At 73.8% G+C, this 25622-nt stretch carries 24 protein-coding genes; 7 read left to right on the plus strand and 17 right to left on the minus strand.

Annotated elements, in window-relative coordinates; translation table 11 throughout:
* On the minus strand, positions 1-1458 hold the full coding sequence (locus tag ACZ7G3_RS27300) for an aminotransferase-like domain-containing protein (RefSeq protein ID WP_426601251.1): 1458 nt from the start codon (positions 1456-1458) through the stop codon (positions 1-3).
* Here ACZ7G3_RS27300 and ACZ7G3_RS27305 point away from each other — a divergent pair.
* Both ACZ7G3_RS27305 and ACZ7G3_RS27310 read left to right on the plus strand, forming a co-directional pair.
* A complete protein-coding gene (locus ACZ7G3_RS27305) occupies positions 1457-2383 on the plus strand; it encodes a DMT family transporter (protein ID WP_426601252.1) in 927 nt (308 codons plus the stop codon). The two genes, ACZ7G3_RS27300 and ACZ7G3_RS27305, sit on opposite strands and share 2 nt — an antisense overlap.
* Before the next feature lie 40 nt (positions 2384-2423).
* A complete protein-coding gene (locus ACZ7G3_RS27310) occupies positions 2424-2618 on the plus strand; it encodes a DUF1918 domain-containing protein (protein WP_426518696.1) in 195 nt (64 codons plus the stop codon).
* Here ACZ7G3_RS27310 and ACZ7G3_RS27315 read toward each other — a convergent pair.
* Entirely contained in the window at positions 2615-3922 is a 1308-nt protein-coding gene (locus tag ACZ7G3_RS27315; RefSeq protein ID WP_470928620.1) for a glycoside hydrolase family 10-like protein, read from the minus strand. The genes ACZ7G3_RS27310 and ACZ7G3_RS27315 overlap by 4 nt on opposite strands.
* A 176-nt stretch (positions 3923-4098) precedes the next feature.
* Between ACZ7G3_RS27315 and ACZ7G3_RS27320 the strand changes: the two genes are divergently transcribed.
* Both ACZ7G3_RS27320 and ACZ7G3_RS27325 read left to right on the plus strand, forming a co-directional pair.
* Entirely contained in the window at positions 4099-4971 is an 873-nt protein-coding gene (locus ACZ7G3_RS27320; RefSeq protein ID WP_470928621.1) for a 3-hydroxybutyryl-CoA dehydrogenase, read from the plus strand.
* A gap of 182 nt (positions 4972-5153) precedes the next feature.
* Positions 5154-5411 carry a hypothetical protein gene (locus ACZ7G3_RS27325; RefSeq protein WP_426518690.1) on the plus strand — a complete coding sequence of 86 codons (258 nt, stop codon included), beginning with the start codon at positions 5154-5156 and terminating at the stop codon, positions 5409-5411.
* On the opposite strand, the gene ACZ7G3_RS27330 is transcribed toward ACZ7G3_RS27325, so the two are convergent.
* The 9 genes from ACZ7G3_RS27330 to infC all read right to left on the minus strand — a co-directional run bounded on the left by ACZ7G3_RS27330 (position 5408) and on the right by infC (position 15364).
* Complete coding sequence (locus tag ACZ7G3_RS27330; protein WP_470928622.1) at positions 5408-5968, minus strand: NUDIX domain-containing protein; 561 nt, start codon at positions 5966-5968, stop codon at positions 5408-5410. The genes ACZ7G3_RS27325 and ACZ7G3_RS27330 overlap by 4 nt on opposite strands.
* 131 nt (positions 5969-6099) lie before the next feature.
* Positions 6100-7440 carry a transcriptional regulator gene (locus ACZ7G3_RS27335; protein WP_470928623.1) on the minus strand — a complete coding sequence of 447 codons (1341 nt, stop codon included), beginning with the start codon at positions 7438-7440 and terminating at the stop codon, positions 6100-6102.
* 432 nt (positions 7441-7872) lie between these two features.
* A complete protein-coding gene (pheT, locus tag ACZ7G3_RS27340) occupies positions 7873-10386 on the minus strand; it encodes a phenylalanine--tRNA ligase subunit beta (protein WP_470928624.1) in 2514 nt (837 codons plus the stop codon).
* Positions 10386-11507, minus strand: a complete 1122-nt coding sequence (pheS, locus tag ACZ7G3_RS27345; protein ID WP_470928625.1) for a phenylalanine--tRNA ligase subunit alpha — start codon at positions 11505-11507, stop codon at positions 10386-10388. The genes pheT and pheS overlap by 1 nt, the downstream gene beginning before the upstream one ends.
* A 218-nt stretch (positions 11508-11725) precedes the next feature.
* A complete protein-coding gene (locus ACZ7G3_RS27350) occupies positions 11726-12865 on the minus strand; it encodes a sensor histidine kinase (RefSeq protein WP_426601259.1) in 1140 nt (379 codons plus the stop codon).
* A gap of 50 nt (positions 12866-12915) precedes the next feature.
* Positions 12916-13761, minus strand: coding sequence for a TrmH family RNA methyltransferase (locus tag ACZ7G3_RS27355; RefSeq protein WP_426601260.1), 846 nt, complete (start codon positions 13759-13761; stop codon positions 12916-12918).
* A gap of 166 nt (positions 13762-13927) precedes the next feature.
* A complete protein-coding gene (gene rplT / locus ACZ7G3_RS27360; RefSeq protein ID WP_003977226.1) occupies positions 13928-14311 on the minus strand; it encodes a 50S ribosomal protein L20 in 384 nt (127 codons plus the stop codon).
* Between the two features lie 97 nt (positions 14312-14408).
* Complete coding sequence (rpmI, locus tag ACZ7G3_RS27365; RefSeq protein WP_003977225.1) at positions 14409-14603, minus strand: 50S ribosomal protein L35; 195 nt, start codon at positions 14601-14603, stop codon at positions 14409-14411.
* A gap of 107 nt (positions 14604-14710) precedes the next feature.
* Positions 14711-15364, minus strand: coding sequence for a translation initiation factor IF-3 (gene infC, locus ACZ7G3_RS27370; RefSeq protein WP_426601264.1), 654 nt, complete (start codon positions 15362-15364; stop codon positions 14711-14713).
* 399 nt (positions 15365-15763) lie between these two features.
* On the opposite strand from infC, the gene ACZ7G3_RS27375 reads away from it, so the two are divergent.
* Positions 15764-16129, plus strand: coding sequence for a DUF1844 domain-containing protein (locus ACZ7G3_RS27375; protein WP_470928626.1), 366 nt, complete (start codon positions 15764-15766; stop codon positions 16127-16129).
* A 41-nt stretch (positions 16130-16170) separates the two neighbouring features.
* On the opposite strand, the gene ACZ7G3_RS27380 is transcribed toward ACZ7G3_RS27375, so the two are convergent.
* Positions 16171-16950, minus strand: a complete 780-nt coding sequence (locus ACZ7G3_RS27380; protein WP_470928627.1) for an SseB family protein — start codon at positions 16948-16950, stop codon at positions 16171-16173.
* Between the two features lie 200 nt (positions 16951-17150).
* Between ACZ7G3_RS27380 and ACZ7G3_RS27385 the strand changes: the two genes are divergently transcribed.
* Complete coding sequence (locus tag ACZ7G3_RS27385) at positions 17151-17885, plus strand: serine hydrolase (protein WP_470928636.1); 735 nt, start codon at positions 17151-17153, stop codon at positions 17883-17885.
* Here the strand turns inward: ACZ7G3_RS27385 and mycP are convergent.
* Entirely contained in the window at positions 17870-19051 is a 1182-nt protein-coding gene (mycP, locus tag ACZ7G3_RS27390) for a type VII secretion-associated serine protease mycosin (protein ID WP_470928628.1), read from the minus strand. The two genes, ACZ7G3_RS27385 and mycP, sit on opposite strands and share 16 nt — an antisense overlap.
* A complete protein-coding gene (locus tag ACZ7G3_RS27395) occupies positions 19048-20838 on the minus strand; it encodes a hypothetical protein (protein WP_470928629.1) in 1791 nt (596 codons plus the stop codon). Before ACZ7G3_RS27395 ends, mycP begins: the two co-directional genes overlap by 4 nt.
* A 284-nt stretch (positions 20839-21122) precedes the next feature.
* On the opposite strand from ACZ7G3_RS27395, the gene ACZ7G3_RS27400 reads away from it, so the two are divergent.
* A complete protein-coding gene (locus ACZ7G3_RS27400; protein WP_426602440.1) occupies positions 21123-22325 on the plus strand; it encodes an amino acid deaminase/aldolase in 1203 nt (400 codons plus the stop codon).
* Positions 22326-22335: 10 nt separating this feature from the next.
* On the opposite strand, the gene ACZ7G3_RS27405 is transcribed toward ACZ7G3_RS27400, so the two are convergent.
* The 3 genes from ACZ7G3_RS27405 to ACZ7G3_RS27415 are packed head-to-tail and all read right to left on the minus strand — an operon-like array spanning position 22336 to position 25618.
* Entirely contained in the window at positions 22336-23391 is a 1056-nt protein-coding gene (locus ACZ7G3_RS27405) for a DUF2510 domain-containing protein (protein WP_470928637.1), read from the minus strand.
* 37 nt (positions 23392-23428) lie between these two features.
* The gene (locus ACZ7G3_RS27410) at positions 23429-24211 is read right to left on the minus strand and encodes a 3-oxoacyl-ACP reductase (RefSeq protein ID WP_470928630.1); all 783 of its coding nucleotides are present in this window, start codon (positions 24209-24211) and stop codon (positions 23429-23431) included.
* Positions 24212-24217: 6 nt separating this feature from the next.
* Complete coding sequence (locus ACZ7G3_RS27415; RefSeq protein WP_470928631.1) at positions 24218-25618, minus strand: aldehyde dehydrogenase family protein; 1401 nt, start codon at positions 25616-25618, stop codon at positions 24218-24220.
* Between the last annotated feature and the right edge of the window lie 4 nt (positions 25619-25622).

Consider the following 25622-nt stretch of genomic DNA (forward strand, 5'->3'; position numbering starts at 1 on the left):
TTATCGCGGCGCGTCCGCCCCGTCGCCCCTCGCCTCCGCGCAGGCCGTACGCAGGCGCCGCACCCCTTCCGCGATCTCCCCGACGCCCGCGACCGCGGCGAAGCTCAGCCGGAGGTGGGCGGCCGGGGGTTCGGCGCTGAAGTACGGGCGGCCGGGGGTGATGGCGACGCCCGCGCGCAGGGCTGCCGAGGCGAGCCCCGCCTCGTCCGTGCCTTCGGGCAGGCGCGGCCACAGGTGGTAGCCGCCGGAGGGGACGTGGGGCAGGGACAGCTCGGGCAGGTGCAGGCGCAGCGCGGCTGTCATCGCGTCCCGGCGGGCCTTCAGCTCCGCGGAGATGAACCGCAGATGGCGAGGCCAGGCGGGCGAGCCGACGAGTTCCAGCGCCGCCTCCTGAAGGGGCCGGGGCACGAAGAAGGTGTCGACGACCTGGATGGCCCGCAGCCGCTCCAGCACCGGCCCGCGGGCGGCCAGGGCGCTCACCCTGAAGCTGGGCGAGGTCGCCTTGGTCAGCGAGCAGACGTGGACGACGACGCCGTCCGGGTCGTCGGCGGCGAGCGGGGCCGGCAGCGGGCCCGCGTCCTCGTGCACCAGCCGCCGCACGAAGTCGTCCTCGACGACGAAGGCACCGGCCTCGCGGGCGATGCGCAGCACCTCGCCGCGCCGCTCGGGGGCGAGCACGGCACCGGTCGGGTTCTGGAACAGCGGCTGGCAGACGAAGACCCGGGCACCGGTCGCCCGGAAGGCGTCGGCGAGCAGGGCCGGCCGCACACCGTCCGCGTCCACGGGGACCGGCACCGGACGGAGGCCCGCCGCACGCGCGATGGCCAGCATGCCGGGGTAGGTCGGGGACTCGACGAGTACGGGGGTGCCGGGCGGGGCGAGGGCGCGCAGGGCCGTGGTCAGCGCGGACTGGCCGCCCGCGGTGATCAGCACCTCCGCCGCCGTGATGGCCCCGCCGATCCCGCGGGCGAACCACTCCCGCAGCTCCGGCAGACCCTCCATCGGCGGCCGGCCCCACGCGCCGGGCCGCCGCCCGGCCCGGGACAGGGCCGCCGCCATCGCCCGCTCCGGCTGCAACGACGGGTGCAGGTAGCCGCCGTTGAACTCCACGACGCCGGGCGGCGGGGCGGCCAGCGAGACCAGGACCCCGGAGGCGTCCACCGAGCGCGGTACGAGGTCGGCGGCGCCGTCGGCGCTGAGCGCGACCTCCTGCCAGGAGGTGTCCCCGGAGGGCACGGCAGGCCGGTGCCGGTGGGCGCGGAAGGCACCGGCGCCGGGCCGGGTGACCACCAGCCCCTCGGCGGCCAGCTGCGCCAGGGCGCGGGAGACGGTCACCGGGCTGACCCGGAACCGGTCGACGAGGGCCCGGCTGGACGGGAGCTTTCCACCGGGTGAGTAGCGGTCGAGTTCCCGCCGCAGTTGGTTCGCCAGATCACCGACGCTGCTACGCTCTTGCATGAGAGCACAGAGTAGCGCTACCAGCTCGACGGCGATAGCAGTCGGCGGTCCGGACACCTCCTCGGGCGCAAGCTCGTTCGGCACCCTCCAGGCCGCCCTCGGTGTGGTCGCCTTCTCCCTCACCTTCCCCGCCACCGCCTGGGGCCTGGAGGGCTTCGGCCCCTGGTCCCTGATCGCCGTGCGCAGCGTCCTGGCCGCGGTGATAGCCGGTGGCTGTCTGCTGATGCTGCGCGTGCCGCTGCCCGAGCGGCGGCACTGGTCCGGGCTCGCGGTGGTGGGCGGCGGCGTCGTCCTCGGTTTCCCGCTGCTGACCACCCTCGCGCTGCAGACCTCGACCACCGCGCACGCCGCCGTCGTGGTCGGCCTGCTTCCGCTGACCACCGCGCTGCTGTCGGCGCTGCGCATCGGCACCCGCCCTTCGCGCACCTTCTGGATCGCGGCGCTGGCGGGTGCGGCGGCCGTGCTCGCCTTCACGGTGCAGCAGAGCGGCGGCGCCCTGACCACGGCCGACGCCTATCTCTTCGGGGCGCTGCTGGTGTGCGCGGCCGGCTACACCGAGGGCGGCCGGCTGGCCCGGGTGATGCCGGGCTGGCAGGTCATCGGCTGGGCGCTGATGCTGTGCCTGCCGCTGACCGTGCCGATGGCCGCGGTGGCCCTGTCGTTCGAGCCGGTGCACCTGACGGCGCACGGCGTGACCGGGCTGCTCTGGGTGGCGGTGGGCTCGCAGTTCCTCGGCCTGGTCGTCTGGTACCGGGGCATGGCGGCCATCGGCATCCCGAAGGCCAGCCAGTTGCAGCTGGCCCAGCCGCTGCTCACACTGGTGTGGTCGGTACTTCTCCTGGGCGAGCACCTGACGGTGGCCGCTCCGCTGACGGCCGCGGCGGTGCTGGTCTGCATCGCGGTCACCCAGCGGGCCCGGGGGTAGGGCATGCCCCAGGCGGCACACAGGTGAGGAGGCCTCACAGATGCACGCGACCAAGGGCGACCAGCTCATCCAGCACGGACGGGTGGTCGGTGAACACGACAAGGTGGCGGAGATCGTCGAAGTGATGGGCGAGAAGGGCGCTCCCCCGTACCGGGTCCGGTTCGAGGACGGGCACGAGGCGGTGTGCTCGCCCGGCCCCGACTCCGAGATCCGGCACCGGGAGATCCAGCTCTAGCCGACGCCCGACGTCCGGCGCCCGTCCTGGCGGGAGGTGCCGGCCGGCTGCGCGTAGTGGTCGGCACTCACCCGCGCCATCGCGCCGGTCCGGTCGGCGGCGACGTCCTTCGCGGCGAAGAAGACGTGCCCGCGCACCTCGGGATACTGCCGCGCCAGCGTGAGGTGCCGGGACAGTTCGGCCGGGTCCTGCCAGGCGGCGGGCTGTGCCGGGTCGCCGGCCTTGTACAGCGCCTCCCCCACGTACAGCTGCGTCCGGCTGCCCCTGGCCACCTCCGCCCACCACTGGAGCAGCTTCGCGTAGTCGGCGGCGGCGAGACCGATGTTCCAGTAGAGCTGCGGCACGATGTAGTCGATCCAGCCCTCGCGCACCCACGTGCGGGTGTCCGCGTGCAGGTCGTCGTACGTCTGCACACCGGCCCGGGTGTCCGAGCCCTTCGCGTCGGTCGCCGCGTTGCGCCACACCCCGAACGGGCTGACGCCGAAGCGGGCGGCCGGCCGGACCTTCTGGACGCGGGCCGCCGTCTCGCGCACCAGCAGGTCGATGTTGTGCCGTCGCCAGGCGGCCTTGGTGGCGAAGCCGCTGCCGTGGGCGCGGTAGGTCGCCCCGTCGTCGAAGCTCTCGCCCGCTACCGGATAGGGGTAGAAGTAGTCGTCGAAGTGGACGCCGTCCACGGCGTACTTCTCCACCGCGTCCATCATCGCGTCCTGGACGAAGGCCCGGACCTCGGGAAGCCCCGGGTCGTAGTAGAGCTTGCCGCCGTACGGCACCACCCAGTCGGGGTGCCTGCGCGCGGGGTGGGTGGGCACGAGGAGGGCCGGGTCGTCGTGCGTGGCGACGCGGTACGGGTTGAACCAGGCGTGCAGTTCCAGGCCGCGGGCGTGGGCCTCCTTCACGGCCGTGCCCAGCGGGTCCCAGCCCGGGTCCCGGCCCTGGCTGCCGGACAGGTACTGGGACCAGGGCTCGTACGCCGACGGCCACAGCGCGTCCGCCGTCGGCCGCACCTGGAAGATCACCGTGTTGAGACGGTGCCGGACCGCCGTGTCGAGGTGCTCGACGAGTTCCGCGCGCTGCTCGGCCGCACGCAGCCCCGCGCGGGTGGGCCAGTCGCGGTTGGCCACCGTGGCCAGCCACATGCCCCGCATCCCGGTGACGGCACGGCGGGCGGGCGGCCGCGCGGCGGGACCCGGCACCGCCGGCGGGGTCTGCGCGGCCGACGGGACCGGCGCCGCCGACGCCCCGGGCGCCATGCTGAACGCCGACAACGCCGCCACCGCGAAGGCACGACGCGAGACACGGCCCATGGGGAGACCTCCTGAACGCAGTGGATCCGCGCGGTCACGGATCGTGGACGGGCTCCCAGCATGCCCGACCCGGGCGACGGATCCGTGGCCATTCGGGGGTAACGTGCACGATCGGAGCAGACGCCGGGGACCCCGGCGGAGCTGCCTCAAGTCGTGGAGTCAGCGAAAGGGACGATGTGACCGGCATCTCGGGAGATATCGCACGCGTCGGCGTGGTGGGCTGCGGTCAGATGGGAGCGGGCATCGCCGAGGTGTGCGCCCGCTCCGGTCTGGAGGTGATGGTCGCCGAGACCACCGGCGAGGCCCTCGAGATCGGCCGGACCCGGTTGTACAACTCGCTCGGCAAGGCCGCCGAGCGCGGCAAGATCACCGAGGAGGAGCGGGACGCGACGCAGGCGCGGCTGAGCTTCACCACCGACCTCGGCGAGTTCGCCGACCGTGATCTGGTGATCGAGGCCGTCGTCGAGAACGAGCTGGTCAAGACCGAGATCTTCCAGGTGCTCGACCAGGTCGTGACCCGGCCGGACGCGATCCTGGCCTCCAACACCTCCTCGATCCCGCTGGTGAAGCTGGCGGTCGCCACCTCGCGGCCCGACCACGTCATCGGCATCCACTTCTTCAACCCGGCCCCGGTGCAGCAGCTGGTCGAGCTGATCCCGGCGCTCACCACCTCCGAGGGCACGCTCAGCCGGGCGCAGCTCTTCACCGAGAAGGTGCTGGGCAAGCACTCCATCCGCGCCCAGGACCGTTCCGGCTTCGTGGTCAACGCGCTGCTGATCCCCTACCTGCTCTCCGCGATCCGGATGTTCGAGTCGGGCATCGCCAGCCGCGAGGACATCGACAACGGTATGGAGATGGGCTGCGCCCACCCGATGGGCCCGCTGAAGCTGTCCGACCTGATCGGCCTGGACACGGTCGCCTCGGTCGCCTACTCCATGTACGAGGAGTACAAGGAGCCGCTGTACGCCGCTCCCCCGCTGCTCCAGCGCATGGTCGACGCGGGCCGGCTCGGCCGCAAGAGCGGATCGGGCTTCTACTCCTACGGCTGATCACGCTGAGCTACGTGTCGCGGGCCCGGTACCTGGCAGGTGCCGGGCCCGCGGCATTCACACGGTGTGTGCGCTCCGGGCTCGCATATGCCCTCCGCACACGCTCCCCATGCGCCCACCAGGCGGGTTGACTCACGATGCACATGCAAGGGATGTGAGACGACTACGGAAAGGAGCGGTTCGTGACCGCCGATCCCGAGCATTCCGTCGCACAGGGAGAACTCGCAGAGTTACGACGCCGGCTGGACGTGGCCTACGCCCGCGTCGAGGGCGGACTGGCCCTGCTCTCCCACCGCACCGAGGAGGCCGCCAAGGAGCTGGAGGACCTGAACGCACGGCTGACCGCCCTGGAGCACGCCCGCTGGCCGCTTCCCTCGCTCGCGGTCGTCACGGCCGTGGGCTCCCTGGTGGTGGCGGTCTGGCAGGCCCTCGGACGCTAGACGCCGCCCCGGCCGGGCGGGGTGTCCTGCCCCAGCCTGAGGTGGTGCAGGAGGAGCAACGCGGCCGCCATGTTGGCGGCCGGGACCTCCCCGCGGGCGACCATGTCGGGAACGAGCTTGAGGGGAACCCATTCCCGGCGGTCCGACTCGAAGGCGTCCACGGGGTGTCCGACGTACGTGCCCTCGTCGGCCCAGTAGATGTGGTGCCGGGCGTCGGTGAGTCCGTTGGACGGTTCCACGCTCATGAGGTGGCGCAGTGGTCCCGGCCGCCAGCCGGTCTCCTCCTCCAGCTCCCTGGCCGCGGCCGCCGCGACGTCCTCGCCGTCCTCGACGACGCCGGCCGCGAGCTCCCAGCCCCAGCTGTCGGTGATGAAGCGGTGCCGCCACAGCAGGAGGACCTCGCTCGCCTCGTTGACGACCGTGGCCACGGCCACGGGGCGCATCCGTATGAGGAAGTGGTCGATGTGCCGGCCGTCCGGTAGCCCGACGTCGGCGAGATTGACGCTGAACCAGCGATTTGAGTACACAGTTTGTTCGTTCTGTTTCGTCCACTGCACGGTTCTGCCACCTTTCCTTGAGTAGGTGGCAATATCGCAGCAGCCGCGTCCCGGCAGCAGGCGCACGACGGCCGCTCACGGCGCAGCGGTGGGCGCAGTGCGTCCCGGGGGCGGGGCGTAGGAGCGGAACGTCAGAGCGGTACGCGCAGGGCGCCGTCGATGAGTTCGGCGGCCTCGGACGTGCCCGCGCAGCCGCTGCGCACCAGGTGCTCGCGTACCGCGCGCAGTCTGTCGCGCAGCCGCCGGGACTCCATGCCACGGGCCTGTTCGGCCATCTGCACCGCGGTGGCCGCCGCCTTGTCGGCGTTGCCCCGGCGCAGTTCGATCGTGCTGAGTATGGCGAGCCGGTGTACGCGGCCCCGGTCGTGCGCGGGGTTGTCGACGGCCGCCGCGGCGTGCTCCCCGGCCGCCGCGAGCTCACCGAGGCTGAGCAGGGCCTCGGCGACCTGCACGTTGACCAGGCCGGGCTGGACGTAGCCGGTCTCGTCGGGTTCGTATCCGCGCCGGATGCGTTCGGCGGCCTGCTCGGCCCGACGGATGCAGGACAGGGCGCTGGTGCCGTCGCCGAGATGGGCGTACGCCTTGGCCTGCATCGCGTACAGGTCGGAGGCGAGCGCCGGGGTGATGTGCCGGCCGGCGGCACGCAGGGCGGCCTCGGCGAAGGCCACGGCCTGCCGGTTCTCCCGCATGAACAGCGCCTGGTTGACCAGCAGCGCGATGACGTAGGCGCCGAGCCCCCGGTCCCCGCTGGCCTTCGCGAGCCGCAGGGCCTGGTGGAAGTAGCGCTGCGCGAGACCGTGCGCGTCGGAGTCGTACGCGCAGATGCCGGCGACGGCGACCAGCCCGCCGGTGGCCCGGTGCAGCTGGCGACCGGTGGCGTCCGTGTAGCTGCCGCGCAGCAGCGGGGCGGCCTCGGAGTTGAGGAAGCCGACGATGCGGGCGCGGGTCGCCATGCCGCCGGCCTTCCGGTACATCTGCTCGTAGTGGGCGCGGGCGCAGCGCAGCATCTCCAGGTCGCCCGCGGTGACCCGGTACCGGCCGCCGCGGGAGACGTCCACGTCCTCGGGCGGGTTCTCCCACTCCCACACCGGCATCACGGCGGGTGTCCCGGTGAGCGCGGGGGCGCCGAGAATGTGCGGGCGCTGCTGCTGGTCGGAGCGCCACAGGGCGGTCGCGCGCTCCACGAAGCCGGACAGCGTGCCGGTGTGCGGGGCGGACGGTTCGCCGGGCACGCCGAGGCCGATGTCGTCGAGGGTGACGGGGCGCCGCAGCCGGGACGCGAGGACCTCGCAGATCAGGTCGGGCACCTGGCCGCGCGGCCGCTGTCCCTTCAACCACCGCGCGACGGCGGTGTGTTCGTACCTCAGCGCGAGCCCGCGCGCCCGTCCGGCCTGGTTGACGTGCGCGGCCAGTCCCGCGTGCGAGATCCCGGCCTCGTCGAGGATCGCGTCGAGCAGGGTGTTGGGCTGCATGGGTGCCCCCCGGTGACTCGGTGCCGACAGCGTAGTGCGTCGGCCTTCACACGGGGTGTGAACGGAGTACGCGCATCCGTACCGTGTGCGCGCTGTCGCGGAGAGTTCCCGGGCCGGTTGACTGAACTGCCTCGAAAGAGGCCGGCCGGGCCGCCGGCTCCCCCTCGTACAGTGCGGCGGCCCGTGTGCACGCCGTCCGCCCGGCCGCCTGCCCGACACTCCGTGGCGGGGCGGACGGCTCCGCCGGTTGCGCGGTCCGACTGAACACCGTTCAGGTGTGGGTGCGTTCTCGGCTGCGGGTGCGTGGCGGCTGGTCGCGCCCCTGGAGGGACGTCACCTTGACGCCGACAAGGGGCGCGGGGAACTGCGCGACCAGCCACCGACTACCCGCAGCCGCCGACCGGCAGAAGCCCCCGCCCCCTGGGCGAACCGCTAACTACGCAGCACCGCTCCGACCCGCTCGCCCGCGAGGGCGACCGCCGCATCGCGCGCAGCCGACGCCTCGTCGACCGTCAGCGTCCGGTCCCCCGCGCGGAAACGCAGCGCGTACGCCAGGGACTTGCGCCCCTCGCCGAGCTGCTCCGCGTTGTCGTAGACGTCGAACAGCCGGATGGACTCCAGCAGTTCGCCGGCGCCCTCGCGCAGCGCGGCCTCGACCTCCGACGCCGGCACGAACGCGTCGACGACCAGCGCGACGTCCTGCGTGGCGACCGGGAACGTGGAGATGCCCGGCGCCTGCGGCGTGTCGTCGCCGACGCGCTCCACGGCGTCGAGGTCCAGCTCCATCGCACAGGTGCGCGCGGGCAGGCCCAGCGCCTTCAGGACGCGCGGGTGCAGTTCACCGGCGTGACCGACGACCCGCTCCTCACCGTCCACGGTGAGGAACAGTTCGGCGCAGCGTCCCGGGTGCCAGGGGCCGTACTGGCCCTTGCGGACGCCCAGTCCGGCACCGGCCTCGCGGGCGACGGTCCGGGCGGCCTCGACCGCGTCGGCCCAGTCGGCCGGACGGCCCTTGCCCCACCAGCCGGCCTGCTCGCGGGCGCCGGCCAGGACCACGGCGACGTGCCGCGGCTGGTCGGGCAGCGCCGCGTCCAGCGCCGCGAGGTCGTCCTCGCCGGGGCGCCGGTCGACGGGCAGGTTGGCGGCGACGCGCTGCTCGTCGCGCGGGTGGAAGACCAGGCCGGTCTCGAACAGCGCGAGGTCGTGCGAGCCCCGGCCGTCGTTGCGGCGCAGCGCGCCGAGCAGCCCCGGCAGCAGCGTGGTCCGCAGCGCGGGCTCCTCGTCACTGAGCGGGTTGACCAGCTTGACGACGCGGCGGGCCGGGTCGTCGGCGTCCAGCCCGAGCTGGTCGAAGACCTGCTCGCTGACGAACGGGTAGTTCGGCGCCTCGACGTAGCCGGCACCGGCCAGTGCCCGGCCGACCCGGCGGTGCAGCCGCTGCCGGGAGGTCAGGCCGCGGCCCGCCGGGGGCCGGGGCAGCGTGGAGGGCAGGTTCTCGTAGCCCTCCAGGCGGATGACCTCTTCGGCCAGGTCGTTCCGGTCGGTGAGGTCGGGCCGCCAGGACGGGACGGTGACGATCAGCTCGTCCTGCCCGTACACGTCGCAGCCGACCTGCTGGAGGCGGCGTACGACGGTCTCGCGGCCGTACTCCACGCCCGCGACCCGGTCCGGGTGACCGGCCGGGACGCTGATGGTGTGCGGTGCGGACGGGGCGCTGATCTCGGTGACGCCGGCCTCGGCGGTGCCGCCCGCGAGCAGCACGAGCAGGTCGACGGTCCGCTGGGCTGCGGCGGCCGCGGCCTGCGGGTCGACGCCGCGCTCGAAGCGGCGGGAGGCCTCGGACGACAGCTTGTGCCGGCGGGCGGTGCGCGCGATGGCGACCTGGTTGAAGTGGGCGGCCTCGATGACCACGTCGGTCGTCGCGTTGTCGGCATCGCCGTGGTCGGCGATCTCGGTGTTGGCGCCGCCCATGACGCCGGCGAGCCCGATCGGGCCGCGGTCGTCGGTGATGACGAGGTCCTCGGCGTGCAGCTTCCGCTCGGTGCCGTCGAGGGTGACGATCTTCTCGCCCTCCTCGGCCCGGCGTACGCCGATGGTGCCCTGGACCAGGGAGCGGTCGTAGGCGTGCAGCGGCTGGCCGAGCTCCATCATCACGTAGTTGGTGACGTCGACGGCGAGCGAGATCGGGCGCATGCCGACCTTCTGGAGACGCCGCTGGAGCCAGATCGGGGAGCGGGCCTCGGAGCTGAGGCCGGTCACCGTGCGGGCGGTGAAGCGGTCGCAGCCGGTGGGGTCGGCGATCTTCACCGGGTAGCCGTAGGCGTTCGGGCCGGGTACGTCGAGCAGGGCCGGGTCGCGCAGCGGCAGGCCGTAGGCGATGGCGGTCTCGCGGGCGACGCCGCGGATGGACAGGCAGTCGCCGCGGTTGGCGGTGACGGCGATGTCCAGGACCTCGTCGACCAGTTCCAGCAGCTCGATGGCGTCCTTGCCGACCTCGGTCTCCGGCGGCAGCACGATGATGCCGTGCGTGCCGTCGTCGCCCATGCCCAGCTCGTCGCCGGAGCAGATCATGCCGTGGGACGTCTTGCCGTAGGTCTTGCGCGCGGAGATCGAGAAGCCGCCCGGCAGGGTGGCGCCGGGGAGGACCACGACGACCTTGTCGCCGACGGCGAAGTTGCGGGCGCCGCAGACGATCTCCTGGGGCTCACCGGTGCCGTTGGCCTGGCCGACGTCGACGGTGCAGAAGCGGATCGGCTTCTTGAAGCCCTCCAGCTCCTCGATGGTCAGCACCTGGCCGACGACGAGGGGGCCCTTGAGGTCGGCACCGAGGTGCTCGACGGTCTCGACCTCGAGTCCGGCCGAAATGAGCTTGGCCTGGACGTCGCGGCCGGTCTGTGTGGCCGGCAGGTCGACGTACTCCCGCAGCCAAGAAAGCGGGACCCGCATCAGATCTCCATCCCGAACGGCCGGGTGAAGCGCATGTCACCCTCGACCATGTCTCGCATGTCCTCGACGTTGTGGCGGAACATCAGCATCCGCTCGATGCCGAACCCGAAGGCGAAGCCGCTGTACTTCTCCGGGTCGACGCCGCAGGCGGTGAGCACCCGCGGGTTGACCATGCCGCAGCCGCCGAGCTCGATCCAGCCCTCGCTGGAGCAGGTGCGGCAGGGCCGGTCGGGGTTGCCGACGGACGCGCCCTTGCAGACGTAGCAGAGCATGTCCATCTCGGCGGACGGCTCGGTGAAGGGGAAGAAGTTCGGCCGCAGCCGGGTCTTCATCTCCGCCCCGAACAGCGACTGGACCATGTGGTCCAGGGTGCCCTTGAGGTCCGCCATGGTCAGGCCCTCGTCGATGGCGAGCAGCTCGACCTGGTGGAAGACGGGGGTGTGGGTGGCGTCCAGCTCGTCGGTGCGGTACACACGGCCGGGGCAGATCACGTAGACCGGCGGCTCGCGGTCGAGCGCGGAGCGGATCTGCACGGGCGAGGTGTGGGTGCGCAGCACGACGCCGGACTCGGTACCGCCGTCCGGGCCCTGGACGAAGAAGGTGTCGGCCTCGCCGCGGGCCGGGTGGTCCGGGCCGATGTTCAGGGCGTCGAAGTTGAACCACTCGGCCTCGGCCTCGGGGCCCTCGGCGACCTCGTAGCCCATGGCCACGAAGACGTCCTCGATGCGCTCGGAGAGCGTGGTGAGCGGGTGGCGGGCGCCGGCCGGTACGCGGTCGTGGGGCAGCGTGACGTCCACGGCCTCCTCGACCAGGACGCGCGCGTCCCGCTCGGCCTCCAGCTCCTCCTGGCGGGCGGCCAGCGCCTTGTTCACGGCGCCGCGGGCCATGCCGACGCGCTTGCCGGCCTCGGCCTTGGCCTGCGGGGGCAGGGCGCCGATCTCGCGGTTGGCCAGCGCCAGCGGCGAGGCGCCGCCGGTGTGGGCGACCTTGGCCTCCTGGAGCGCGTCGAGGGAGCTCGCGGCGGCGAAGGCGGCGAGCGCCTCGTCCCGCATGCGCTCGATCTCTTCCGGTTTCAACGCCTCGACCTCGACAGGGTCGTACGACTTATTCGGTGCCGACATCTCTTCCCGTGCTTCCGATTGTCCCCCAGCTATCGCTGGGAGGTGCCCCCATGCTGATGGTCCCCGTAACCGGCTCGTGGACGAAGCGTCTCGCTCCGGGCGTCTCCGCTCAGGGCGTCTTCGCTCGGGGCGTCTCCGTCTGCGGGACACAAAGGTGCCAAAGGCCGAGTCTAACGGGGTGGAGGAAGGCGAACGCGCCCGTGGGGTCCCGGACCGTCTCAGGTGAGGTACGCGGGGGCCGCCACGGGCAACGTAAATCGGAACTCGGCGCCGCCACCCGGGGCGCGGCCGACCGTGATGGTGCCGCCGTGGGCTTCGACGATGCCCTTGACGATGTAGAGCCCGAGGCCGGTGCCACCGCGCTTGCTGCCCCGCCAGAAGCGGGTGAAGACGCGGTTCATGGATTCCTCCGGGATGCCCGCCCCTTCGTCGCTCACCGTGACCGACGTGCCGGTGTCCTCCCCTTCGCGGGGCGACGCCGTGGGCGTGACGTCAATAGTGACGGTTCCCTCACCGTGCCGCACGGCATTTTCCAGCAGGTTGCTCAGCACCTGGTCGACCTTGTCCGGGTCGGCCCACAGGTCGGGCAGGGGCTGGGCGATGCGGAGCAGGAAGCGGTCGGCCTCCTGGCCGGCGGCGACGTACGCCTGGATGTGGCGGCCGACGGCGGCGCCGATGTCGACGGGCTGGCGGCGCACCTCCAGCCGGCCCGAGTCGATGCGGGAGATGTCCAGCAGTTCGGCGATGAGCCGGGTGACCCGGTCGGCGTCCGCGTCGACGGTCTCCAGCATCAGCCGCTTCTGGTCGTCGGTGAACCGCTCCCACTTGGCCAGCAGGGTGGCCGTGAAGCCCTTGACGGAGGTGAGCGGGGAGCGCAGTTCGTGGGCGACGGTGGCGATCAGCTCGGCGTGGCTGCGTTCGGTGCGGCGGCGGGCCTCGGTGTCGCGCAGGGTGACGACGACGCGGTGGACGGGGCCGAGGCGCTCGGTGCGGACGTAACGGGCGGAGACGAGCACTTCACGCCCGCCGGGGAGGAGCAGGTTCCGCTCGGGTTGGCCGACGCGGATGGCGAGCCCGCCGTAGGGGTCGGTCAGCTGCCACCAGCGCCGGCCCTCGAGGTCCTCCAGCGGAAGGGCCTTGTCCAGCGGCTGACCGAGGGCTTCGGCGGCCGGGGTGGCGGTGATCCGGGCGGCGGCCGCGTTGCAGCAGACGACCCGGCCGTGCTCGTCGGCGACGACCAGGCCGTCGGGCAGGTGGTCCGGGTCCATACCGAGGTCGGCGAGACCGCCGGGTGTGCGGGGCGCGGGCGGACGCGGCGCCTCCCGTGCACCCGGTGCGCTGCTCGTGCCGACGCTCATCCCCGTACCCCACCTCTCAACCGCGCAGGGGCCTTGAGCTGGTCACCCTACTAGCTCTCGGTGACGGAGCGGCACCCTCCGGCGGCGCGCTGTGCACGCGCCGACGCGTAGAGACATACGGCGGCGGCGGTGGCGAGGTTCAGGCTCTCGGCCTTGCCGTGGATCGGGACGCGCAGGACGGCGTCGGCGAGGGCGCGGGTCTCCTCCGGGAGCCCCCAGGCCTCGTTGCCGAAGACCCAGGCGGTGGGTCCGCCCATGGTGCCCGCGTCCAGTTCGGCGTCGAGGTCGTGCTCGCCCGCGCCGTCGGCGGCGAGGACGCGGACCCCGGCGTCCCTCAGGCCGGCGACGGCCCGCTCGACGGGTACGCCGACGGCGACGGGCAGGTGGAACAGGGAGCCCACGGAGGCGCGTACGGCCTTGGGGTTGTACAGGTCGACGGAGGCGTCGGTGAGCACGACGGCTTCGGCGCCGGCGGCGTCGGCGCAGCGCAGTACGGTGCCGGCGTTGCCGGGGTCGCGGACGTGGGCGAGGACGGCGACGAGTCCCGGCCGGGCGGCGAGGATCTCGTCGAAGGGGGTGTCCACGAACCGGCACACCCCCACCAGGCCCTGCGGGGTGACGGTGGTGGAGATGTCCTCGATCACCTGCTCGGCGGCGAGGTGGACGCGGGCGCCGGCGTCCCGGGCCGAGCCGATGATGTCGGCGTACCGCTCGGCGGCCTCGACGGTGGCGAACAGTTCGACCAGCGTCTCCCCGTACGCGGCGGCCTCCCGCACGGCCTGCGGCCCCTCGGCCAGGAACAGCCGCTCCTTGCCCCGGAAGTTCCGCTTGCCCAGCCGCCGGGCGGCGGCGACACGGGGGGACCGGGGGGAGATCAGCTCGGGGGCAGCAACCATGCGACTTACCTTCAGGGGAGTGACCTAGGGGCGCGGGGAACTGCGCGACAGGCCACGACGACCCCGCACCCGCGATACGACAGAAGACGGCAGACGCGGACGCAAACGGACCCGCAGGTAACCCCGCGGGTCCGTGCAGTCACGTCGGCTCAGAACCGGCGCGGCGTCACGCGGCCTTCGGCGCGTTGACGTCGCTCGGCAGCGCCTTCTGGGCGACCTCGACGAGCGCGGCGAACGCGTTCGGGTCGTTGACGGCCAGCTCGGCGAGGATCTTGCGGTCGACCTCGACGTTGGCGGCCTTCAGGCCCTGGATGAAGCGGTTGTACGTGATGCCGTTGGCGCGGGCAGCGGCGTTGATGCGCTGGATCCACAGCTGGCGGAAGTCACCCTTGCGCTTCTTGCGGTCGTTGTAGTTGTAGACCAGCGAGTGGGTGACCTGCTCCTTGGCCTTGCGGTACAGGCGCGAACGCTGACCGCGGTAGCCGGAGGCCTGCTCGAGGATCGCCCGGCGCTTCTTGTGGGCGTTGACTGCCCGCTTGACGCGTGCCACTTTTTAACTCCTTGTAGCGGGGCCGCGGTGGTCCTCACGCGGCCCGGTATCGAATGGGTCCCGGTCCTGCCGTACGGCGCTCAGTGGCGCCCGTACGTCACTTGCCGAGAAGCTTCTTGATCTTCGCGGCGTCGCCCGGGGCCATCTCGGCGTTGCCGGTGAGGCGGCGCGTCACGCGGGACGACTTGTGCTCGAGCAGGTGGCGCTTGCCGGCGCGCTCACGGAGCACCTTGCCGGAGCCGGTGATCTTGAAGCGCTTGCTGGCACCGCTGTGCGACTTGTTCTTCGGCATAGCGCCGTTCTCTCCTCGTCGGTGGCGCTCCGATGCCCGGTCGTGAAACCGGGCACGGTGGAGCGTCGCTTGTATCGGTTACGTCCTGGGGACGGTGTCCCCCGGAGTCACGCCTCGGCGGGAGCCTCGGCCGGGGCCTCGGCGTCCACGTCGTCGGCCTCCGCGGCGTTCTGCGACTTGCCGGGGTTGGCCTTCGCGTCGGCCTTGCGGGCCTCCTGCGCCTGGCGAGCCTCGGCCATCGCCTCGGTCTTCTTCTTGTGCGGACCGAGGACCATGATCATGTTTCGGCCGTCCTGCTTCGGGTTCGACTCGATGAACCCGAGGTCGGCCACGTCCTCCGCGAGACGCTGCAGCAGTCGGTAGCCGAGCTCCGGCCGGGACTGCTCGCGACCACGGAACATGATCGTGATCTTGACCTTGTCGCCCTGCTTGAGGAACCGGACGACGTGACCCTTCTTGGTGTCATAGTCGTGCGGGTCGATCTTCGGCCGGAGCTTCATCTCCTTGATGACCGTGTGCGCCTGGTTCTTGCGCGCCTCACGGGCCTTCATGGCCGACTCGTACTTGAACTTCCCGTAGTCCATGAGCTTGCACACGGGCGGACGGGCGTTCGCCGCGACCTCGACGAGATCGAGGTCGTACTCCTGCGCAAGCTCCAGGGCCTTGGCAAGCGGGACAATCCCGACCTGCTCGCCGCTGGGACCGACAAGTCGCACCTCGGGAACGCGAATCCGGTCGTTGATGCGGGGCTCGGCGCTGATGGATCCTCCTCGGTAGCACCACGCGACGGTCTGGCGGACAGCCGCGTAACGTCTGTGTTCGATAGACCTAACCGCGCCGGCGCAACAAAAATGCCCCGGACGATCACAGGCGGGGCTCCTCGAACTACTACCGGAGCACCGCCGCGATGACGCGGGGCGCGATTTCGGGCCGGTCGCCGCCGCTGGGACGGGACCGCCTGACCGGTGACCCGCCGTCCGTGGGACGGCCAGGTGGGAGTTCGAAGCCTCCACTTGTGGGCCGGGCCCGCTGCCGTGGGGGGCATGCGTGTCCGACCGGTCGTTACACAAGGTTAGCAGCTCCGGAACGCGTGCGCTAACCGGTGCCGCCCGGCCCTCCTGCTGTCAAGAGGGCCGGTGCGGGGCCCTATCGTGTGCGGCATGAGTGAGACCCCTGCCGAATCCTCGGCGAATCCCGACTTCGATGCCATGACCCGCGACATCGCCGAGGTCCCCGCGGTCGAGGTGATCGTGACGGTCGCCGTCAACCTGATGAGCGCCGCCGCCGTGAAGCTGGGCCTGACCGAGGAGGGCGAGGCGCACAAGGACCTGGACGAGGCCCGCAAGCTGGTGCACGCGCTGGCCGGTCTGCTCGACGCGACCGCGACCGAGATCAGCTCCTTCCACGCGGCTCCGCTGCGCGACGGCCTGAAGTCGCTCCAGCTGGCCTTCCGCGAGGCGTCGCTCGTTCCGGACGAGCCGGGCCAGGGTCCGGGCGAGAAGTACACCGGCCCGATCTACGGCTGAGCCGCCACCGGACGGCATGAGCCACCCCCGCACGTACTGAGCTACCCCCGCACGTACAAGGGCTCGCCCGGCGGCGTCGCCCCGGCCGGCAGCAGTGCCAGGTCGAGGCCGCGCTCCAGGCGGGCCCTCAGTGTTTCGTCGGCGGCCAGGCGCTCGGCGACGGCGCGGGCGGCCCGCGCCTGGTCCACCCCGGGGTCCAGGAGCAGCGCCAGGGTACCGTCGGCCCGGCCCGGCCCGAGGTGCGCCCGGAGCACGGCCGGCTCGGCGGCCACGGCGGTGCGCACGGCCTCGGTGACGGCCGGGTCGGCGAGCGGATCGGTCGTCGTACGGCCCTCGGCCAGCGCCAGCAGCGCCGCTCCGGTCAGCTCGAACGGCACCGGTCCGGCCAGGTCCAGTACGACCGTGTCCGCCTTCTCGTGCGCGGCGGCCTGCAACGCCTGGTGCACGGGTACGGCGACGGGGCGGGCCCCGGGGTCCCAGCGGGCGAGCGAGTCGGTGGACGTGAAGGCGGGCAGGGCGGTGCGGCCGCCCGCCTTGAGGGTCGGCACCGCCATGTCGCTGGTCTTCTCGCGCCGCAGCCCGCCCACCCGTCTCCCGCCACCACCCCTCCGAGGAGCCTCGCGCTCCTCCGCGTCGTCCTCTTCGACCTCGCCCAGAACGGCCACGACCGGCACGAGCAGCCGGGCACCCCCCAGCGCCTCCAGCACGGCCGGCAGGGCGGTGCGGTCCTCGGCCCAGGCAGCGAGCGCCGCGCTCAGCCGCGGGTCGGCGGAGCCGTCGTCGTCGGAGTAGCCGGAGTCGGGAATGTTCTTGTTCGCCACGGTCCCCGACCCTATCGGGGGGTGGGCGACGGTCCTCACCGGCCTCTCGGGCGTCTCCGAGCGGCGTTCGAGGCCCGTGCCGCGGACCGCGGGGCGGGGACGGCGCCGTATCGTCGTCGGCCTCGGCATCCGCGGGCGGGGAGGCATCGGTGGAGAGGGTCGGACCGGTCGTGGACCGTGACGCGCGGCTGGCCGCGGCCATGGCGTCGGTGACCGTGGCGGACGGCGCGGAGGTGTCGGTGGCGGTGCTCGGCGCCGACTCCGGCGAGAGCGCCTCGTACGGCGCGGGTGTCTTCGACACGGCGAGCATCGTCAAGGTCGACATCCTGGCGGCGCTCCTGCTCCGGGCACAGGACGCGGGGCGCGCGCTGACCGCCGAGGAGAAGGCGTACGCCGTCGCGATGATCGAGAACAGCGACAACGACTCGGCGTCGGCGCTGTGGCGGGCGATCGGGACGGCGGACGGGCTCGACGCCGCGAACGAGCGCTTCGGGCTCACGCGGACCGAGGGCGGTGAGGGCCCGCTGTGGGGGCTGACGCAGACCACCGCCGCCGACCGGATCGCCCTGCTGCGGCAGGTGTTCGTGGCGGAGGGCTCCGAGCTGAGCGCGGCCTCCCGGGCGTATGTGCGGGGGCTGATGGGGCGGATCGCCGACGGTCAGCGGTGGGGTGTGTCGGCGGCGGCCGACGACGGTCGCGGTGGTTCGGCGTGGGCGCTGAAGAACGGCTGGCTGCGGCGCGGCACCACCGGGCTGTGGGTGGTCAACAGCATCGGGCGGGTCACCTCGGGCGGCCACGACCGCCTGGTCGCGGTGGTGTCGAGGGGGCACGCGACCCTGGCGGAGGGCATCTCGCTGACCGAGGCGGCGGCGAAGGCGGCGGTGTCCGTGTTCGCCGGGGCAGGCGGCGCCGCCCGGGGTCAGAGGTCGTCGTAGTGTTCGCGGCGGCCCCGCCACAGGACGACGGCCGCGACCACCAGGACGCCGCCCGCGCCGCCGGCCAGCGGCGCCGCCCAGGCAGACGTGTCGTCGTCGGAGGCGGGGGCGTCCGGACCGGAACCGAAGTACTCGTCGCGGTACGCCGCAGCCTTCAGGCCCTCCGGTTCCAGGCGGGCGGCCGCCTCGATGGCGGCGGCGGGGTCGACGAAGCCGTAGCCGCGGGAGTCGTCGCGGCCCTCGGCGGGGGCGTTGCGGGCGGTGTCCTCGAGGAGGCTCTTGACCTGGGCCGGGGTGAGGTCCGGGTGGACCGACTTCACCAGTGCGGCGGCGCCGGAGACGAAGGCGGCGGCGGCGCTGGTGCCCCAGCCCTCGTAGTACCGGTGGTCCGGGTCGGCGATGATCACGTCGACGCCGGGGGCGCTGACCGTGGCGTACCAGCGGCGGGTGGAGAAGGAGGCGCGGGTGCCGTAGCGGTCGACGGCGGTCGCGGCGATCACGCCCGGGTAGGCGGCCGGGTAGGAGATGTGGTCGCCCAGCTCGCCGCCGTTGCCGGCCGAGGCGACGACGACCACGCCCTTCGTCAGGGCGTACTGGATGGCCTCGTCCTCGGTCGGTTCGGGGTGGGCGGAGGCGGAGTCGTCGCCGAGGGAGAGGTTGATGATGTGGGCACCGTGGTCGGCGGCCCAGCGGATGCCCTCGGCGAGGGCGTTGCCGCGGGTCTTGCGGGCCTTGGCGCGGGAGTCGTCGCCGTCCTCCAGGATCACGCGCACCGGCAGGATCTTCGCCTCCGGGGCGATGCCCATGACGCCGTCGGCGTTCCCGGGCCCATGGCCGTGACCGGCGATGATCCCGGCCATGGCGGTGCCGTGCCGGGCCCATTCGCGATCGCCCTCGCTCGCGCCGAAGCCGACCAGGTCCTTGCCGGCGAGGACGTTGCCGGCCAGGTCGGGGTGGTCGGCCTCGACGCCGGTGTCCAGGACGGCGACGGTGACGCCGGCGCCCTGGGTGGTGCGCCACGCCTCCTGGGTGCGCATGGCGTCCAGGGCCCACTGCTGGGCGCGGATGCCGTCGGCGTGCGCGGCGGACGCCGGGACGAGGACGAGGGCGGCGGCGAGCAGGAGGCTCAGGGCGCCGCCCGCCCGGCGGGGGCCGAAGGCGTTCACGACGGGTGCTCCGTGGCCGTGCCGACGTTCTTGCGCAGGGCGCGTTCGACGCGGTCGGCGAGGCCCTGCGCCTCGTGGCCGAGGCCGGCCTGGGCGGGGGCCGAGGTGGCGCCGGACTCCATGGCCTCCTCGGCGGGCTCCGGCTCGTCGACGGTGCGGCCGTCGGCCCAGCCGGAGACGGCGTAGACGACGACGGGGGCGTCGGTGAGGACGGAGACGGTCCACGAGGCGCGCTGCCGGGCGCCGAAGCCGGCGGCGACGGTGTCCTTCGCGGCGTACGGCCGCGGCATGAGGTCGGCGCGGCGGCCCAGGCCCTCCTTCTCGAACCGGCCCGCCAGCGAGGTCATGGCGGCGGCGTCGGCGTTGGCGAAGAGCAGGCCGACGGTGGTGACGTGGCTCCGGGTGGCGTCGGTGTAGGTGGCGCGCAGCAGGCGCCGGCAACCGACCGGTTCGAGGACCTTGTCCAGCAGGGGGTCGAAGGCGCCGACGCAGTCGCTGTCCGGGGCGACGGCGACACGCGTCCAGGTGCGGTCGGCGCCGCCGGGCCCGGCGCCCTGTCCCTGCACGGTGGGCGGGAACAGCCGGTCGACGGGGACGCTGTGCCACAGTTCCGCGGCCTCGGTGAACGCGCTGCGCGCGCCGCCGTCCCCGGAGTCCCCGGCGAGCCAGCTGCCGGTGACGGCACCGGTGACGAGCCCCGTCCCGAGCACGAGACAGACGGCCGCGGCGACGGCCTGGGGCCGCAGCCGCCCACCGAGCGGACGCGGCCGGGCGAGCCCGTCGTACCCCTCGGGCGCCGCGAACGACACCCGCGGCCGCCCGCCGCCGGGCGCCGTCGGGGCGCTCCAGGACAGGGCGGGGTCGGGGGCGCCGGCGGAGCCTTCCGCCGGCTCGGCCGCCGGTCGCGACATCTGCTCCCGCTCCCGTTCCCGCTTCGGCTCCGGTGCCTGCTCCGGCTCCGGCTCCGGCTCCGGCGGGATCGGCCGGAGGCGCCTGGTCGTCTCGGACGGCGTCTCCGCGGGGGCGCCGGGGCGGTGCGCGGGGGAACCGGCCGGACGCTGCGGCGCTGCCGCCTGCGACGCGGCGCCCTCGGGCGGGGGCCCCGCGGGGGCGCCCGTACGCCGTGGCGGGGGCGCGGCGGCGTGGTCCGCCGGTGGTGTGCCGCCGGCCGGGGCGGTGTGGCCGACGGCCGGCGGGGCGTCGGGGAAGCGTGCGGAGGCGCGCGGTGGCGGGGGCGCCGGGCCGGTGCCGCGGGAGCCGGCGAGCCGGGAAGGCGCGTGGGGCGGCCGGGCGTCCCCGGAGCCGCCGCCCTCCGTGGGTGCCCGGTCGTCCGGCGCGTCCGCGAGCCGCCGCACGCCCTGTCCGTGCGCCGGTCCGTCGCCCGTCGCCGGACGGCTGCCCGGAACGGCTTGGTTCTCCTCGGCGGAGGTGCCGCGGGTGTTCGGCTGCGGGGCCGTCGGGAGCCGTCCGGCGGTGGGAGCCGACGTGACCGGAGAGCGTCGGTCCGCTTCGGTCATGCCGGTGCCGGGTGCCGCCGGTGCCTGTGCGGGACGGGGCGGGGCGGCCGGGTGGGGCGGTGCGGCGGGTCGGGGCGGCATGTCCGGACGGGCCGACGTGTCCGGACGGGCCGGCGGGGCGGGGCGCGTGCCGGCGCCGGGCGGCACGTCGGGGGCGCGACGAGGGGGCGCGTCCGGACGGGGCGGCGGGGCGGCGTCCGGGACGGTGTCGGAGCGAGGCGCGGTCGAGGGGTGCGGGGGAAGGGAGGCGCGGCGTGCGTCCGTGCTCATGCACCCCCCGTTTCCTCGGGCCCGGGCCGTTCTCCGACGCGGGCCGGTGATGTGGTCTCCTGCCCCGGCCCGGCGCGGAACGATCCGTCCCGGGCACGCATACCCGCACGGGCCGACCGCCATCCCGGGGCGGACCCGAGGTCCCGCCGCCCAGGCCGTTCCGCCGTGCGTGCGCGTCACTCTACGGCGTGCCCCCGCCCGGCGGGGAACCAGTCCGCGCGCCCGTGGCATTGGCCCGGAACGTCCCCCTACCCTGCGGTAATCCCGTCTGGCAGGCTGCGTTCATGACTGCGCGCGCCGCCGACCGGGCCCGTTACGACCGGGCCACCGCCCACGTGGACGCCCCCGTGGCGATCGTGGACCTGGAGGCCTTCGACGCCAACGCGGACGACCTGGTCCGCCGGGCCGGCGGGAAGCCGATCCGGGTCGCCAGCAAGTCCGTACGCTGCCGGGCCCTGCTCGAACGGGCCCTGGCGAGGGACGGTTTCGCGGGCGTCATGTCGTTCACGCTGGCCGAGTCCCTGTGGCTGGCGCGCTCCGGATTCGGGGACGTCCTCCTCGCCTACCCGTCGGCGGACCGCGCCCGGTACGCGGAACTGGCCGCCGATCCCGAGCTCGCCTCCGCGGTCACCGTGATGATCGACGACCCGGCGCAGCTGGACCTCATCGACGCGGCGCGCGACGGCGGCCGGGAAGTCGTCCGGGTCTGCCTGGAGTTGGACACCTCGCTGAGGCTGCTCGGAGGGCGGGTGCGGGTCGGGGCCCGGCGCTCCCCGCTGCACTCCCCCGCCCAGGTCGCCGACCTGGCCCGCGCGGTGGTCCGCCGGCCGGGGTTCGAGGTCGTCGGCATCATGGCGTACGAGGGCCATGTCGCCGGGGTCGGGGACGCGGTGGCCGGCCGGCCGCTGCGGTCGCGGGCGGTGCGGCTGATGCAGGCCGCCGCCCGCCGGGAACTCGCCGAGCGGCGTGCCGCGGTGGTGCGGGCGGTACGGGCCGTGGTGCCCGGCCTGGAGTTCGTCAACGGCGGCGGCACGGGCAGCGTGCAGCACACCGCGGCCGAGGACGCGGTCACGGAGATCGCCGCCGGGTCCGGGCTGTACACGCCGCGGCTCTTCGACAACTACACCTCGTTCCGGGGCCGTCCGGCGGCGCTGTTCGCACAGCCCGTCGTACGGCGGCCGGGGGTCGGGGTCGTGACCGTCCTCGGCGGCGGCTACCCGGCCTCCGGAGCGCCCGGCGCCGACCGGCTGCCGGTGCCGTACCTCCCCGAGGGGCTGCGCTACGACTCCCAGGAGGGTGCGGGCGAGGTGCAGACGCCGCTGCTCGGGTCGCCCGCCGACGACCTCCTCATCGGCGACAAGGTGTGGTTCCGGCACGCCAAGGCGGGTGAGCTGTGCGAGCGGTTCGACGCGCTGCACCTGGTGGAGGGGGACGCGGTGACGGCGACGGCGCCGACGTACCGGGGCGAGGGGCACACGTTCCTGTAGCCCGGCCCGGTCAGTCCGACGGGCCGATGCCGCTGCCCACACCGCCGCCGGTGGCGGCGTCGAAGACGTAGCGGACGAGGATCGGGGACTCGGTGCCGACGGTGGAGGGGAACACCAGCGACTGCACGTAACCGCCGGGCCCCTCGGCCGTCGTCACCCGCCAGCGCACGTAGTACCCGGCGCGTCCGGCGACCGCGACCGGCCCGGACGCCACCTCCTCGTGGGACTCGATGCCGCCGAAGGGCCTGTTGCCGACCGGGTCGCGGTCGTAGGCGTCGTCGGCCGCGTCCTCGACGTCCTGCTGGGCGATGGCCTTCGGGGAGGACTCGGCGTTCGCCGTGACCGTGCGGGAGATGACGAGACCGTGCCGGCACACGCCGCCGTCGGCGGGGCAGTCGTAGGTGCCGTCGGTGGTCATCATGACGTCGTCCTGGGTGACGTGCTTGGGCCGGACCCAGCCGTCCGGCAGCGGGAAGGTGATGCCGTTGAGCGGGTCCTCGACCACGGCCGGGGCGTCGGCGGAGGGTGCGGAGGGCGCCCGCGACGTGCTCGCCGACGGCGGGCCGGTGGAAGCCGCCGTGGCCGGCGGGCCCGGTGCCCCGGTGCCGCCGCCGTCGTCCTCACCGAGGACGAGAACGCCGGTGACGACGGCCGCGACCAGCACGGCCGCGGTGGCGACGAGGGCGACGGCCTTCCCCCGTCCGGTGCCGCCGCCCGGCCGCCACTGTGCCGGGCCGTCGCCCGTGAACAGCGGCACGGTCGACGGCCGGCCGGGCTGCGTCCCGTGCGACGGCTGCTGCCGCGACGGCTGCTGATGTGGCGTCGGTTGCTGATGCGGTGCCGGTTGCTGATGCGGTGCCGGTTGCTGATGCGGTGCCGGCTGCGCCTGACGCGCCGGCTGCTGTACGGGATTCGGTTGTCGTACGGGCTGCTGGAGTGGGGGCGCGGGTGCCCCGTACCCGGCGGTCCCGGGTGGCCGCCGGTGCTCCGTCCAGGCCGTGCCGTCCCACCAGCGTTCCTGGTACGGGGCCGACGGATCGCGGTACCAGCCGGGCGGCGGAGTCATGCTCATTGCGGCACTGTAGGACGCCGCTCGCGGCCGGCTACAGCGGTGTGACGTACGCCCCGGAGATGCCGCCGTCCACCAGGAAGTCGGTGGCGTTCACGAAGGAGGAGTCGTCGCTGGCCAGGAACGCGACGGCGGCGGCGATCTCCTCGGCCTCGGCGAACCGTCCGACCGGAATGTGGACGAGGCGGCGCGCGGCCCGCTCCGGGTCCTTGGCGAACAGCTCCCGGAGGAGCGGGGTGTTGACGGGGCCGGGGCAGAGGGCGTTGACGCGGATGCCCTCCCGCGCGAACTGCACGCCCAGTTCACGCGACATGGCGAGGACGCCGCCCTTCGACGCGGTGTACGAGATCTGCGAGGTGGCCGCGCCCATCCTGGCCACGAAGGACGCGGTGTTGATGATGGACCCCCGGCCCTGGCGCCGCATGTAGGGGATGGCGGCCTTGCAGCACAGGTAGACGGAGGTGAGGTTGACCTCCTGGACGCGCTTCCACGCCTCCAGGCCGGTCTCCAGGATCGAGTCGTCGTCGGGCGGCGAGATACCGGCGTTGTTGAAGGCGACGTCGACGCTGCCGTAGGTGTCGTACGCCGCCTCGAACAGCGCCTCGACCTGCTCGGGGTCGGTGACGTCGACCTTGACGAAGGTGCCGCCGGCCTCCTCCGCCGCCGCCTCGCCCCGGGGCTCGTCCACGTCGCCGCAGACGACGTGCGCGCCCTCGGAGGCGAGCCGGCGGGACGCTGCGAGACCGATGCCGCTGCCCGCTCCGGTGACGACGGCGGTACGGCCGGCCAGACGGCGGCAGATGATGTCCTCGGTCATGAGTGGCTAGGCCTCCGTGCTCGACGAGACGTTGCTGATGAAGACGTTCTTGGTCTCGGTGAAGGCGGTCAGCGCGTCGGGGCCGAGTTCGCGGCCGAGGCCGGACTGCTCGAACCCGCCGAACGGCGTCCAGTAGCGGACGCTGGAGTGGGAGTTGACGGACAGGTTCCCGGCCCGGACCGCGTTCGACACGCGCAGGGCGCGGCCGACGTCCCGGGTCCACACCGAACCGGACAGGCCGTAGTCGGTGGCGTTGGCCAGGCGGATCGCGTCGGCCTCGTCCTCGAAGGGCAGGACGACGGCGACGGGCCCGAAGACCTCCTCGACGGCCACGCGCGCGTGCGCGTCGACACCGGTGAGGACCGTGGGCGGGAACCAGAAGCCGGGTCCGCCCTCGGGGGCCTTGCCGCGGATGCCGTCGGCGCCGTCGGGGACGTAGGAGCGGACCCGGTCCAGCTGGGCCCGGGAGATCAGCGGGCCCATGTCGGTGCGCTCGTCGGCCGGGTCGCCGACGAGGACGGACTCGACCGCGGGGGCGAGGAGGGCGAGGAAGCGGTCGTACACCGTGCGCTGGACGAGGATGCGGGTGCGGGCGCAGCAGTCCTGCCCGGAGTTGTCGAGGAAGGACATCGGTGTGGCGGCCGCGGCGGCCTCCACGTCCGCGTCGGCGAAGACGATGTTGGGGCTCTTGCCGCCGAGTTCGAGGGTGACTGGCTTGAGGAGGGCGGCGCCCTTGGCGGCCACCTGGCGGCCCACGGCCGTCGACCCGGTGAAGACGATCTTCGCGACGCCGGGGTGCTGGACGAGCGCGTCGCCCGCGACCGGCCCGTGCCCCGGCAGCACCTGGAACAGCCCCTCGGGAAGACCTGCCTCCAGGGCGAGTGCGGCCAGGCGCAGTGCGGTCAGCGGGGTCGTCTCGGCGGGCTTGAGGAGGACCGCGTTGCCCGCCGCCAGCGCCGGCGCGGTGCCCCAGGCGGCGATCGGCATCGGAAAGTTCCAGGGCGCGATGACGCCGACGACGCCGAGCGGTTCGAGGAACGTCACGTCCAGGCCGCCGGCGACCGGGATCTGCCGGCCGGTGAGCCGCTCCACGCCCCCGGCCGCGTAGTCGAGCAGGTCGCGGACGTTGCCGGCCTCCCAGCGGGCGTTGCCGATGGTGTGCCCGGCCTCGCGGACCTCCAGCCCGGCCAGCTCCTCCAGGTGCCCGTCGACGGCGGTGGCGAAGCGGCGCAGCAGCCGGGCCCGGTCGCCGGGGGCGAGCGCGGCCCAGGCGGTCTGCGCCCGCGCGGCCCGTACGACGGCGGCGTCCACGTCGGTCGCGGAGGCGGCGGGGACGGTGGCGACGAGCTCTTCGGTGGCGGGGTTCAGGACCCGCAGGCCGCCGGGCGGTTCCGATGACTCGGACATCTGA

This window comes from Streptomyces sp. NPDC037271 (assembly GCF_055603605.1).